The organism is Mesorhizobium sp. WSM4307, from assembly GCF_007003945.1.
In the GTDB taxonomy this organism is placed as follows: Bacteria; Pseudomonadota; Alphaproteobacteria; order Rhizobiales; family Rhizobiaceae; genus Mesorhizobium.
This window is the reverse complement of record NZ_VFTB01000009.1, coordinates 299,665-312,415: the sequence shown is the minus strand read 5'-3', so window position 1 is coordinate 312,415 and position 12,751 is coordinate 299,665. Positions and strand designations below refer to the sequence as shown.

The window sequence follows — 12,751 nt, the reverse complement described above, 5'->3', positions numbered from 1 at the left end:
TAATTTACGGGTCATGCAGCACTTCGAGGAGCCTGTGGTATCGGCTGAAGGCGAAGGGGCCAGTATGACGGTCTTCACGGCCGGACACGCGGCCGTCTGGGCCGACCTGATCGCGGCGGTGCCGGCCGAGGCCGGCGATCGCCTGGCGGCGCTACGGGAGATCGCCGGGGTCACCGGCGTGGCGCACTACAGCGAGGGCCGCCCAGAGGCGATCGTGGTCGGCCAGCGCCGGCCGGCGGCAGCAATGATGCGCATCGCCCTGTTCTGGTCTGCTCCGAACTTCATCGCTGGTGACGGCCCGCGCCTGCTGGAGGCGCTGGAGAAGGAGGCGCTCGCACAAGACGTGCTCTGCCTGCGTGCCGACGAGGATATGGTGCAGCGCATCGGCGGCCAGTGGCAGCGCCGCGACGGGTTCCTGCAACGCTGGATCGGCAACGAACCGGCCGGCCGGCAGGGGCAGGTTCCGCCATCCTGGCCGCAGACGGCGGGTTTTACGTGCGGGCCGTCGGCGCTGGCCATGGCGATGGGCGGGATCGCTCCGGCCTTGTTGCCGGACCGGGCGCTGGAGGTCGAACTGTGGCGCGAGGCCACCACCATCATCGGTCCGAGCGGTCCGGGCGGCTGCGACCCCTACGGCCTGGCGCTGGCGGCGCGCCGGCGCGGCCTGCGGGTCGAAATATTCATGAGCAGCGCCGAACCGGTTTTCCTCGACCGGGCCAGCTCGGAGGAAAGGCGCGGGCTGATGCGCTTCGTGCAGGCCGGTTTCAAGCGCGAGGCCGAAGCCGCGTCATTGCCGGTCGAGACGCGCGCCTTTGCCGTCGAAGAAATCGGCCAGGCGCTCGATCGTGGCTTGTCGGCGCTGGTGCTGATCGATCAGGCGCCGATGATGGGCCACACCTGCCCGCATTGGGTGCTCGTCCATGGCCATGGCGACGGCGTCTATTTCCTCAACGATCCCTGGATCGAGCCAGACCGGCTCGAACAGAAGATGGATGTCGTCGACCTTCCGGTTCGGGCGGCGGAGCTCGACCGGATGGCCTGGTACGGCAACCCGGCCTATCGCGCCGCCGTTCTTGTTGGGCCGGGTCCAGCCACCCGGAAGCGCTAGGTCCCCAGCGGATACGGCATGTAGCCGACGAAGCCGGCGATCTTCCAGCTGCCTTCGACCTTGCGGCAGAAATACAGCGTCTGCCATTTCAGCCGGTCGACGCTGCCATCCGCCTTGGCGACGGAACCGTCGAACTTCTTGTGCAGCACGGCGCGGTCGCCGTCGACGTCGATGTCGCGCAGATTGGTGACGCGAAACAGCGCTTCGCGCAGCGGCTCGGCGAATTTGGTCGCCGCCGTCTCCCGGGCCTGGCGCAGCCACTCGTCGCGATAGATCTCCAGCCGCGGGAACTGCAGCCGCCAGGCATCGGCATTGGCGAGAAAATGCGCATGCATGCCGAAGAAGCTTTCGGCGATGAAATCGTGCTCGACCATGGACCAGTCCTGGCCGATGAAGGCGTCGATGTCGCGCCGCACCAGCATCTCCCACAACGCATGGCGGTCGGCATCGCCTGAAGGAAACGGGTTCTTGTCGAAGGTCATTCTCGGTTTCTCCGGTCTGGCGCAGGCATGTGCTCGTGGCGGCGCGCAGTCCGCCCGCCGGTCCGCACGATGCAAGCGCTTCTGTAATAAAGCAACACGGATTTCGAAGAATGTTGCTTTCCAACAAGGGCCCTATCGGGACCGCCCCGATCGCGGTAAATCTGCGTGGACGTGGGCGCCACCCTGGTGCCCTGCCGCGTCATCAGAGGAGGCGATCCCTTGCCCAAGCAGACTTTTGGAACATCCCATGTGCCGCTGTCGCCCGCCGTGCGGGCCGGCGACTTCGTCTATGTCTCGGGCCAGGTTCCGGTCGGCAGCGACGGCATCGCGGTCAAAGGCGGCATCACCGAGCAGACCGAGCAGGTGCTCGCCAATGTGAAGGCGGCGCTGGCGCTGGCCGGCTGCACGCTGGACGACGTGGTGAAGACCACCGTCTGGTTGGAAGACGCGCGCGATTTCGGCGTCTTCAACGCGGTCTACGCCAGGCACTTCCCGAAGAATCCGCCGGCCCGCACCACGGTCGAATCGCGGCTGATGATCGACATCAAGATCGAGGTCGAGGCGGTCGCCTACAGGCCCGTCTAAGAAACCGTTTGGAAATTCTGCTCCGGCGGCCATCCAGCGGCGTTTTCCGCGCTTCCCCGTTCTACCGCGTGCGGTAGAACTGAGCTCGCGGACCCAAATGCCGCTCGGCTCCGGCTCTCGAAACCACCACCATATGACTCGCCAGAGCGAATTTCGAAACAGTCTCTGAGAAGGCAAAGCAACGAACCGGAGGTTCCCCTCATGCAATTCGACCTCCTGCTGAAGGGCGGACGGCTCATCGATCCGGCGTCCGGCATCGATGCGCCGCGCGATGTCGCCATCGCCAATGGGCGGGTCGCGGCGGTCGACGCCGATATCCCGGCGGATCGCGCCAATGAGGTGATCGACGCGGCCGGCTGCATCGTCGCGCCCGGCCTGGTCGACCTGCACAGCCACGTCTATTGGGGCGGCACCTCGCTCGGCGTCGACGCAGACCGGCTCGCCGCCAAAAGCGGCACCACCACCTTCATCGATGCCGGCAGCGCGGGCGCCGGCAACTTCCTCGGTTTCCGCCGCCATGTCATGGAGCGGTCCAAGGCGCGCATCCTGGCCTATGTCAACATTTCATTCGCCGGCATCTTCGGCTTCTCGCAGTCGGTGTCGGTCGGCGAGTGCAGCGATCTGCGGCTCTGCGAACCGCGCGAGGTGGTCGCGGCCGCCCGCGAGCACGCCGATGTCGTCGTCGGCGTGAAAGTCCGCTCCGGCAAGCATGCCGGCGGCACCAGCGGCATCGCGCCGGTCGATCTGGCGCTCGAGGCGGCCGACAAGGCCGGTCTGCCGCTGATGGCGCATATTGACGAGCCGCCGCCCGGCCGCTCGGAAGTGCTGCCGCGCCTGCGCCGCGGCGATATCCTCACCCATTGCTTCCGGCCGTTCCCCAACGCGCCGGTCTTCGCTTCCGGCGCGGTGCGGCCCGACATGCGGCTGGCGCGCGAGCGCGGCGTCATCTTCGATCTCGGCCATGGCATGGGTTCGTTCGATTTCGACGTGGCGCGCGCCATGCTTGCCGAGGGGCTGGCGCCGGACGTCATCTCGAGCGATGTCCATCTCTACTGCGTCGACGGGCCGGCCTTCGACATTCTGGTCTGCATGTCGAAGCTGATGGCGCTCGGCATGCCACTGGTCGAGGTGCTGCGCGCCGCGACGCAAGCGCCGGCGCGGGCGATCGCCAGGCCGGACTTCGGCACGCTGGCCGTCGGCACCGTGGGCGATGTCACTGTCCTTCGCCAGCTGTCCGGCCGGTTCACCTTTGTCGACGCGGTCGGCGCCTCGCTGGTCGCCGACCAGCGGCTGGTGTCGGAAGGCATCGTCATCGGCGGCACCTGGTGGCCGAACGAGGCGGTGAACGATGTCAGCGAGACCGAGCGTTTCGAGGCGCATGTCGCGCATACGCATGTCGAGGTTGCCGCCCGGCATTTCGGGCACCGGCACGATTAGCCGATCTCCCGTCGTGGGATCGCCGGTAGGGTTGTGCCTGTCCTGTGGCGGCTGCGCGTTGGCGATGGCTTCCCCACTCCGTCGCTGCTTCGCAGCGCCACCTCTCCCCCCTCCGGAGGGAGAGGAAGGGAGCCAGCCCGGTTAAGCTCGCGCCTTTCCTCTCTCCCGCCGACCGGGGGAGAGGTGTCGAGCGAAGCTCGACGGAGTGGGGGTCGACCTCTCTCACCGAAGCATGCTTTCGCCTCACCGCCCGGCGTTGCTCGGCCTGCCGTAAACCGGCGTCGCAATGCCTTCCATACGCGCCTTGATCTGCAGCGCCACGTATTTCGAGTAAAAACGCGACAGCGCCAGATTGCCGCCGTGGAACCACAGCGCTTCCTGCGCCGTCGGCTTCCACATGTTGCGCAATTCGCCTTGCCAGGGGCCAGGGTCGCCCTTGACGCCGGAACCGAGGCCCCAGCAGGGCCCGACCTTGTCGGCGACTTCGCGCGAGACGAGCGCGGCGACATTCTCGTTCATCGACTGGTAGCCGGTGCAGGCGACGATGGCGTCGGCCTCGAGCTCGCTGCCATCCTCGAACAGGATGCCGGTCGGCGTCAGCGCCTTGATGGCGACGCCGCTGCGGATGCCGATCTTGCCGTCGATGATCAGGTCGGAGGCGCCGACATCGATGTAGTAGCCGGAGCCGGTGCGGTAGGCCTTCATCAGGAGGCCGGTCTCGTCGTCGCCGAAATCGATGGCGAAGCCCGAGGCACGCAAGCGGTCATAAAAGGCGGCGTCGCGCGCCTTGATCACCTCGTAGAGCGCGCACTGGCCCTTGGGCACAAGGGCGAAGGGCGTCGAGGCGACGATCATGTCGGCCTTTTCGGTGGTGATGCCGCGCGCCAGCGCGCGCTCCGAGAAGATCTCGAAGCCGACCTCCATCAGCGTGTCCGACTTGACCACGGTGGTCGGCGAGCGCTGGATCATGGTGACGTCGGCGCCGCTTTCCCAGAGATCGACGCAGACATCGTGCCCTGAGCTGGCCGCGCCGATGACGGCGACCTTTTTGCCGCGGAATTTGTCGCCGCTGGCATACTGGCTGGAATGCAGCAGCTCGCCCTTGAACGCCGCGGCGCCGGGCAGGTCGATCTTTCGCGGCGGGCCGTAGGCGCCGGTGGCGAAGACGACATGCTTCGGTTTCAGCGTGATCTGCCGGCCGACACGGTCGACCACCACGGTCCACTCCTTCCGTGCCTCGTCATAGGAGGCGCTGAGGCATTTGGTGGCGACCCAGTAGTTGAGCTCCATGACGCGCGTGTACATTTCCAGCCAGTCGCCCATCTTGTCCTTGGGCGTGAAGACCGGCCAGTTCTCCGGGAACGGAATGTAGGGCAGATGGTCGTACCAGACCGGATCGTGCAGCACGAGCGTGCGGTAGCGGTTGCGCCAGGAATCGCCCGGGCGCGCATTCTTCTCGATGACGATGGTCGGCACGCCGAGCTGGCGCAGCCGTGCGGCCAGCATGATGCCGCCCTGCCCGCCGCCGATGACCAGGCAATAGGGCTGCTCGGTGGCGCCGAGTTCGCGCGTCTCGCGCGCCCGCGCCTCCGACCAGGTCTCGCGTTCGGGGTCGGCCTTGTGGTGCACGCCGAGCGGCCGCGCCAAGCCCTTGCGCTCCTCGAACCCCTTGAGGTCGGTCATCGCCGTGAACAGGGTGCGGCAGCGGCCGTCGCGCAGGCGCACAATGCCTTGGCCGGAAGCCACAGCGGTCTCGAAGGTGAACCAGGCTTCGATGGTGCCTTCGTCCGAGGTCGCCTCGCCGGCGAGCTGCCATGCGGTGGGCTTGGTCGTCGCCAGCGTCGCCTCGAGCATGTCGGTGATGGCCTCGCGGCCTTCCATGGTCGTGATGTTCCAGGTGAAGGTCAGAAGATCGCGCCAGTAGCAGTCGTCGACGAACAAATGGCTTGCCGCGGTCGCATCGCCGGCTGCGAGCGCCTGCGCCAGGGATTCCAGCCATGCGGCTGCCTGTTTCGTCGGTGCCATTTCCAGCATGTGTTCCTCTTCCTGCGTGTGCCTTACCTGAATGGGACGTCGAAGCCGGCGCTGCCCCTCATCCGCCTGCCGGCACCTTCTCCCCGTGAACGGGGAGAAGGGAGCTAGTCTCCGAGCGGCTCCATCTCCTTGCCGGTGCGGTGGATCTGGGCGTTGTATTTGATGCGGCGGACCGTCTCGCGCGCCGAGCCGTCGAGCTTGTAGGCGCAGGCCACGGCCAAGAGGTCGATCGCCGCCAGGAAGGCGAAGCGCGAAGCGGTCGGCTTCAGCGTGTCGGGATATTCGGGCACCGCCACGGTCAGCCGGACATCGCAGGCGCGGGCCAGATCGGTGTCGGGCGCGGTCACGGCGATGGCGTTGGCGCGGTAATGCTTGGCGAGCTCGACGGCCTCGATCACCTCGCGCGTGCGCCCGGTCGCCGAAATGGCGATCACCAGGTCGCCCGGCTTCAGCGTCGAGGCGGTCATGCGCATCAGATAGGGATCGCACTGGGCGCTGACGGTGATGCCGTAGCGAAACAGCCGGTACTGCGTCTCCTGCGCCAGCGCCGAGGAACTGCCGCCGAGGCCGAAAACGGTGACCTGGCGAGCCTTGGCGATGAGTTCCGCCGCCTTCTGCAGCTCGCCCGGATCGAGCTGGCGTTCAGCCTCCTGCAGCGCCCGGCGCGCCTCGCCGAAGACGGCGTTCCAGAACGGCATGCCATTGTCATTACTGATGGCCGGCGGCTTGGCCAGATAGAGCGCGCCGACGACGAGGCTTTGCGCCAGCTTCAGCTTGAAATCGCGCACACCCTCGCAGCCGATGGCGCGGCAGAAGCGGGTCACCGTCGGCTCGCTGACGCCGGCGCGTTCGGCAATCGCCGCATTGGAGGCGTCGACGGCGTATTTGACATCGTCGAGCACGACATCGGCGACGCGACGCTCCGCCGGGCTCAACTCCGCGTAGGAATCCTTGACCAGCGAGATGATGTCGGGGATGCGCCTGATGTCGCGTCCCTCCGGCTCGTGGCTTGCAACAGGCTCTTGCTGGCTGTCAGCTTCGGTCATGAAGTCGGTCTTCCCTGGCGTTTCGACCTGACCTCTTACCATGTTTGCACGCCGTCGTTCCATGCGCCCGGCCGCGCTGCAACCGTTGCGTGCCTGGCGATAAGCTCGCGTTTCCTTTTCAGAGTATGTAGGAAAGCAACACGAATTTCAAGGCCGAGAAAACTGGGCAAAAACAATATATTAGGCGAATACCGAAAATTTCATGATACGGTTACCACCGCGAACGCTTGACAGCAAAGTAGGATAGTTACAGACTGATTTTTGGCAGATGACCTACTGGATCATCACGCAATCTCCGAGGGGCGGATGAACGCGGGCGAGACAACAACGCCGAAGCTTGGCGTGCAGGCAGCGACCAAGATCTATCATACGGCGTCAGGCGACCTCTTGGCGCTGGACCGCTGCAGCCTCGATGTCAGAGCCAATGAAATCGTCTCGATCGTCGGCCCGTCCGGCTGCGGCAAGACCACGCTCTTGTGGTCGATGTCGGGCCTGCACCGCCTGACCAGCGGCGAGATCCGGCTCGACGGCGTAAAGATCACCGGCCCGCATCCCGATATCGGCATCGTCTTCCAGGAAGCCAACCTTTTGCCCTGGCGCAATCTCGACGCCAACATCCGCTTTCCCTTCGAGATCAAGGGCGAGAAGCCGGACCGCGCCTGGATCGCGCATCTGCTGAACCGCGTCGGCCTCGACGGCTTCGGCGGCAAGTTCCCGCGTGAGCTTTCGGGCGGCATGCAGCAGCGCGCGGCGATCGTGCGGGCGCTGGCGCTGAAGCCCTCGGTGCTGTTGATGGACGAGCCGTTCGGCGCGCTCGACAGTTTCACCCGCGAGGAGATGAACCGGCTGGTCGAGGAGATCTGGATCGACACCAAGACCACCATCGTCTTCATCACCCACAGCATCGAGGAAGCGATCTTTCTGTCGGACCGCGTGGTGGTGCTGAGCGCCCGGCCGGGCAAGGTCGCCAAGGAGTATCGCGTGCCGTTCGCGCGGCCGCGCTCGCTGGAGATCATGGCGACCAAGGAAGTCTTCGACCTCACCAACCGGATCAAGATGGACATTGTCGGCGAGCGCGCCAGGCCGAAGGCGCCGGAACAGGAGCGCGCCAGCGCCGAGATCGTGAGGATCAGGCCGTGAGCGACGCCATCCCGGAATTCTCCAAATCCAAATCAGGCGATGGCCAGGAGGTCAGCCTGACCAATCTGTCGGCCTTCGCCAGCGGCCCCGGCGTCAAGTCGGGCAAGGAGGTGGCGGCCATCATCGCCGTCGCCGTGGTCATCATCGGCGGCATCGAACTGGCGCTGCGGCTGTTCCATGTGCCGCTCTACATCATGCCGCCGCCGAGCTCGATCGCCTATGCGCTGTTCGACGAGTTCCCGCTGATCGCGCCGCATCTCGGCTACACGCTGGTCGAGCTGGTCTCCGGCTTTGCCATCGGCGCCGTCGTCGGGCTGGTGCTGGCCGCCGTCATCACCCAGTTCCCCTTCGCCGAAAAGATCGTCGCGCCCTACATATTGCTGCTGGTCACCACGCCGATGCTGGCGCTGGTGCCGCTGCTCATCCTGCGCTTCGGCTTCGGCTACACGCCGCGCATCATCGCGGTGGCGCTGGCCGCCGGGCCGATGGTGATGATCAATGCCGCCACCGGCTTTCGCCGCGTCGACAGCGCCAAGATCGCGCTCGCCCGCTCCTACGGCGCCAGCACCTTGCAGATCTTCTGGAAGATCCGCGCGCCGATGGCGCTGCCGATGATCCTGGTCGGGCTGATGATCGGCGCCATTTTCGGCCTGCTCACCGCCGTCGGCGCCGAGATGGTCGGCGGCGGCTTCGGCCTCGGCAACCGGCTGACCACCTATTCGTCGATGATCCAGATGCCGCAATTCTTCGCCGTGGTGCTGATCCTGTCGACACTCGGCATCCTGATCTACGTGCTGTTCTTCCTCATCGGCAAGAAATGGGCGAGCTGGGAGGCTTGAAGACAAGGATTTGAAGCAAGACGCCCGGGAGGCGGGCGGCAGACCGACGTCAAACAAAAAGGGGAATGCCATGACCAAAGACCATTCGACGAACCACCCGGGCATCAGCCGCCGCTATTTCCTGCAGGTCACCGGCGCCGGCTTGGTGACGGCAACCGCGCTCGGCGCCACCGGTTTCAAGGCAAGGGCCGAGGCCTATGGCAAGTTCACCTGGATCTCGCCGCGCGGCACGCTCGAAGTGCTCGACGACTATCCCTATTGGGCAGCCAAGAAGGCCGGCTATTTCGACGGGCTCGACACCGACATGCAGCCGGGGCCCTCGGACGGCACGGCGACGGTCAAGTTCGTCGATGTCGGCCAGGCCGATATGGGCTTCCCCTCGCCCGGCGTGTTCTCCTTCGCCATCCAGAACGGCATGAAGCTGAAATCGGTGTTCCATATGGGCGCGCGCGACACGTTCAGCATCGCCTTCCGCAAGGGCGAGGGATCGAACGATCTGAAGAAGCTCGAAGGCAAGACCATCCTGCTCGGCTCGGCCGCCTGGCAGTCGATCACCGATCCGCTGCTCGCCGCGCAAGGCGTCGACATCAAGAAAGTAAAGTATGTCGAGGCCGGCTGGCCGACCTGGGGCACCGCGCTTGCCGGCGGCCAGGGAGATGCTGCCCTGTCGTGGGAGGGGCTGCGCGCCGAATGGATCGCCAAGGGCCTCGACTTCGAATACTGGCTCGGCGTGAAAAACTCCAAGCTGCCGGCCAACACTTTTGTCGTGCGCAGCGCCGACCTTGAGGACCCCGACAAGAAGGCCTTCCTGGAAAAATACCTGCGCGGCTGGGCGATGGGACTCGAATTCGGCTACCAGAATCCGCGCGCGGCGGTCGAAGCGGTGTTCGAGCAGTTCCCGACGCTGGCCAAGAATCTCGGGCCGGAGCTCGGCACCACCTCGATCCTGCAGCAGATCAACGTCTTCCGCGGCGACATGGACAAGCGCGGCGGCTGGGGCTCGCACGACATGGCGAGCTGGCAGGGCTTCTTCGACGAGATCCACAAGATCGGCCAGATCACCAATCCGGTGAAGGCCGAGGATGTCTGCACCAACGACTTGATCCCGGCGGCCAACGATTTCGACAAGGCCAAGGTCAAGGCCGATGCCGACGGCGTCAAATTGTCGGAAGGCTTTGCCGCGCTCGATGTCGAGAAGATCAAGGCGCATCTGTTCGATTCGGCCGTCAAGTAGGGACTGCCGGCGACAGAACCGGGCGGCGACAGGGTTGCCGCCCGCAATCCATTGAAGAAAAGCGTGGGAGGTGGCGGTGGCCGACAAGGTAAAAGTGCTGGTGGTGGGTCTCGGCAATATGGGTGCGTCGCACGCCAGCGCCTATCACCGCTCCGAGGGTTTTCAGATCGTCGGCATCATGAGCCGCTCGATCAAGAGCAACAGCAAGATACCGGCCGAATTAGCCGGCTATCCGCTCTACGAGGATTTCGACCAGGCGCTGAAGGAGACGAAGCCGGACGCCGTTTCGATCAACAGCTGGCCAAACACCCATGCCGAATATGCGCTGAAGGCGATCGCGGCCAATTGCCATGTGTTCATGGAAAAGCCACTCGCCACCAACATCGAGGATGCCGAGAAGGTCGTGGCGGCGGCGCGCGCCAAGAACCGCAAGCTGGTGCTCGGCTACATCCTGCGCGTCCACCCGTCCTGGATCAAATTCATCGAGGTCGGCAAGACGCTGGGCAAGCCGCTGGTGATGCGCCTCAACCTCAACCAGCAGAGCAGCGGCAGCGCCTGGCACTGGCACAAGAACCTGATCGATTCGCTGATCCCGATCGTCGATTGCGGCGTGCACTATGTCGACGTCATGTGCCAGCTGACCGGCGCCAAGCCGGTGCGCGTGCACGGCATCGGCGCCAAATTGTGGGCGGAGGCCGACAAGCAGAATTACGGCCATCTGCACGTCACCTTCGATGACGGCTCGGTCGGCTGGTACGAGGCCGGCTGGGGCCCGATGATGAGCGAGACGGCCTATTTCGTGAAGGACGTGGTCGGCCCGAAGGGCGCTGTGTCGATCGTCGCCGGCCAGGCTGCCAGCACCGCCTCGGACGCCGAAGTGTCTAACTCGGCCGACATCGACCGCCACACCAAGACCGATGCGCTGAAGATCCATTACGCCCAAGTCGACGGCGACAAGAACTTTTCCAAGCGCGATGAGATCGTCAGCATGGAGGACGAGCCCGGCCACCAGGAGCTGTGCGACCGCGAGCAGGCCTTCTTCCTGCGCGCCATCCGCGAGGACCTCGATCTGACCGAGCAGATGGACGCGGCGGTCAACAGCCTGCGCATCGTGCTCGCCGCCGAACAGAGCATCGCGTTGGGACGGACGGTCGAGCTGGCCTGACGCAATCCGGCTGCTGGCGCTGGAGGCGGCACCGGCAGCGCGGAATTTCATCTTTCTCCCGGTCACTATACGGGAAGAAGGCGCCGGCAGGCGGGGCGGAGCTTACATTTGCAGTTGGCCGGTAACGACAGCTCGCGCATTCCTAAGCGAGGTGCCGAGGCATGCAAATTTGGGAGAGAGAAATGGTCACCGACAGTCTTTTGAAAACCTACGCGGACTCCGATGCGCTCGATCTGGCCGGGCTGGTGCGCGGCGGCCAGGTTTCGCCGGCCGAACTGGTCGAGGCGGCGATCACGCTGGTCGAGCGGCTCAATCCGGCGCTGAACGCGATCGTCCATCGCCTCTACGACATGGCGCGGACGCAGGCGCAGACGGTCGACAGGTCCGCGCCCTTCGCCGGCGTGCCGTTCCTGCTCAAGGAGCTGGCCTCGTCCTGGACCGGCGCGCCGAACACCAATTCCTGTTTCTATCTGAAGGACGTCGTCGCCGACTCCGACACCGAAGTGGTTCGCCGCATGAAGGCGGCGGGACTGGTGCTGGTCGGCAAGTCGAACGCGCCGGAGAACGGCTGGTCGATCACGACCGAGCCGAAGCTCTACGGCGTGACGAAGAATCCGTGGAAGGAAGGCATCACGCCCGGCGGCTCGAGCGGCGGCGCGGCCGCGGCCGTCGCCTCGCGCATGGTGCCGATCGCCGAAGCCAGCGACGGCGCCGGTTCGATCCGCATTCCAGCTTCTTGCTGCGGCATTGTCGGCCTGAAACCGTCGCGCGGCCGCGTCAGCCTCGCGCCGTTCGGCGACTACTGGTATGGCGGCGCCTATTTTCTCTGCTGTTCGCGCTCGGTGCGCGATACCGCGGCCTATCTCGATGCCGTCGCCGGCGCGCTGCCGGGCGACCCCTATACGCCGCCGGTTCCCGATGCCTCGTGGCTCAGCCTGTCGGCGCAGGCGCCGAAGACGCTGCGCATCGGCTTCACCGTCACGCCGCCCAACGGCACAGCCATCGATCGGGAGGTCAAGGCGGCGGTGCTGGCGACGGTGATAACGCTCGAACGGCTGGGGCACCATGTCGAGGAGCACGACATGCCGCTCGATGCCAACGGCGTCTGGGGGACCTACACCAACATGACCTGCGTGCAGACGGCGGCGACCTTCGACTATCTTGAAACGGTGATCGGCCGGCCGGTGACGCCTGACGACGTCGAGGCCGTGACCTGGGCGATCATCGCGCGCGGCCGCGTCACCAGCGGTGTCAGGCACATCTCCGATGTCGAGCAGCTGAGGCAGATCGGCCGCGACATTGTCGGCGATCTCGATGCCTACGACCTCTTCATCACACCGACGCTGACGCAGCTGCCGCGTCCCTTCGGCTATTACGACATGTCGGAGACGGACATCGACCGTTACAACGCCAAATGGACGGACGCGGTGTTTGCCTTCCCCTTCAACATTTCAGGCCAGCCGGCGATCTCGCTGCCGCTGGGCTGGTCGAAAGGCGGCGCGCCGATCGGCGTGCAGCTGGTCGGCCGCTATGGCGACGAGGCGACCGTGCTGGCGGCTTCGGCGCAGCTGGAGCAGGAGATGCCATGGAGGGATCGGCGGCCGCAGGTGAGCGCTTAGTTAGCCGGCAAGGGTTGTGCAGCGGCGCTGCACCATTCGATCAAGGTCGCGGCATATGGATC

Annotated in this window: 11 protein-coding genes; 8 read left to right on the top strand and 3 right to left on the bottom strand. The window is 65.5% G+C overall.

The window, feature by feature from the left end; translation table 11 throughout:
• The first annotated feature begins 64 nt into the window (after positions 1-64).
• Complete coding sequence (locus tag FJV83_RS23360; RefSeq protein ID WP_246691907.1) at positions 65-1,108, top strand: peptidase C39 family protein; 1,044 nt, start codon at positions 65-67, stop codon at positions 1,106-1,108.
• Here FJV83_RS23360 and FJV83_RS23355 read toward each other — a convergent pair.
• Positions 1,105-1,590 (bottom strand): hypothetical protein, encoded by a 486-nt coding sequence (locus FJV83_RS23355; protein ID WP_142887282.1) that lies wholly within the window; start codon positions 1,588-1,590, stop codon positions 1,105-1,107. The genes FJV83_RS23360 and FJV83_RS23355 overlap by 4 nt on opposite strands.
• Before the next feature lie 219 nt (positions 1,591-1,809).
• Between FJV83_RS23355 and FJV83_RS23350 the strand changes: the two genes are divergently transcribed.
• Positions 1,810-2,175: a RidA family protein gene (locus tag FJV83_RS23350; RefSeq protein WP_142887283.1), complete on the top strand. Its 366-nt coding sequence runs from the start codon at positions 1,810-1,812 to the stop codon at positions 2,173-2,175.
• 201 nt (positions 2,176-2,376) lie between these two features.
• Complete coding sequence (locus FJV83_RS23340) at positions 2,377-3,612, top strand: amidohydrolase/deacetylase family metallohydrolase (protein ID WP_142887284.1); 1,236 nt, start codon at positions 2,377-2,379, stop codon at positions 3,610-3,612.
• Positions 3,613-3,855: 243 nt separating this feature from the next.
• Here the strand turns inward: FJV83_RS23340 and FJV83_RS23330 are convergent, their stop codons facing one another.
• Both FJV83_RS23330 and FJV83_RS23325 read right to left on the bottom strand, forming a co-directional pair.
• Complete coding sequence (locus FJV83_RS23330; RefSeq protein WP_142887285.1) at positions 3,856-5,646, bottom strand: NAD(P)/FAD-dependent oxidoreductase; 1,791 nt, start codon at positions 5,644-5,646, stop codon at positions 3,856-3,858.
• A gap of 104 nt (positions 5,647-5,750) precedes the next feature.
• Positions 5,751-6,692 (bottom strand): MurR/RpiR family transcriptional regulator, encoded by a 942-nt coding sequence (locus tag FJV83_RS23325; RefSeq protein ID WP_095775663.1) that lies wholly within the window; start codon positions 6,690-6,692, stop codon positions 5,751-5,753.
• A 306-nt stretch (positions 6,693-6,998) separates the two neighbouring features.
• Here FJV83_RS23325 and FJV83_RS23320 point away from each other — a divergent pair, with 306 nt between their 5' ends.
• From FJV83_RS23320 to FJV83_RS23300, 5 genes are all read left to right on the top strand, one after another.
• Positions 6,999-7,832 (top strand): ABC transporter ATP-binding protein, encoded by an 834-nt coding sequence (locus tag FJV83_RS23320; protein WP_142887286.1) that lies wholly within the window; start codon positions 6,999-7,001, stop codon positions 7,830-7,832.
• Positions 7,829-8,671, top strand: a complete 843-nt coding sequence (locus FJV83_RS23315) for an ABC transporter permease (protein ID WP_095788999.1) — start codon at positions 7,829-7,831, stop codon at positions 8,669-8,671. The genes FJV83_RS23320 and FJV83_RS23315 overlap by 4 nt, the downstream gene beginning before the upstream one ends.
• Before the next feature lie 70 nt (positions 8,672-8,741).
• Positions 8,742-9,905, top strand: a complete 1,164-nt coding sequence (locus FJV83_RS23310) for an ABC transporter substrate-binding protein (RefSeq protein WP_095788998.1) — start codon at positions 8,742-8,744, stop codon at positions 9,903-9,905.
• Between the two features lie 76 nt (positions 9,906-9,981).
• The gene (locus FJV83_RS23305; RefSeq protein ID WP_095792522.1) at positions 9,982-11,070 is read left to right on the top strand and encodes a Gfo/Idh/MocA family oxidoreductase; all 1,089 of its coding nucleotides are present in this window, start codon (positions 9,982-9,984) and stop codon (positions 11,068-11,070) included.
• Between the two features lie 182 nt (positions 11,071-11,252).
• Complete coding sequence (locus tag FJV83_RS23300) at positions 11,253-12,689, top strand: amidase (RefSeq protein WP_142887287.1); 1,437 nt, start codon at positions 11,253-11,255, stop codon at positions 12,687-12,689.
• Positions 12,690-12,751: the final 62 nt, after the last annotated feature.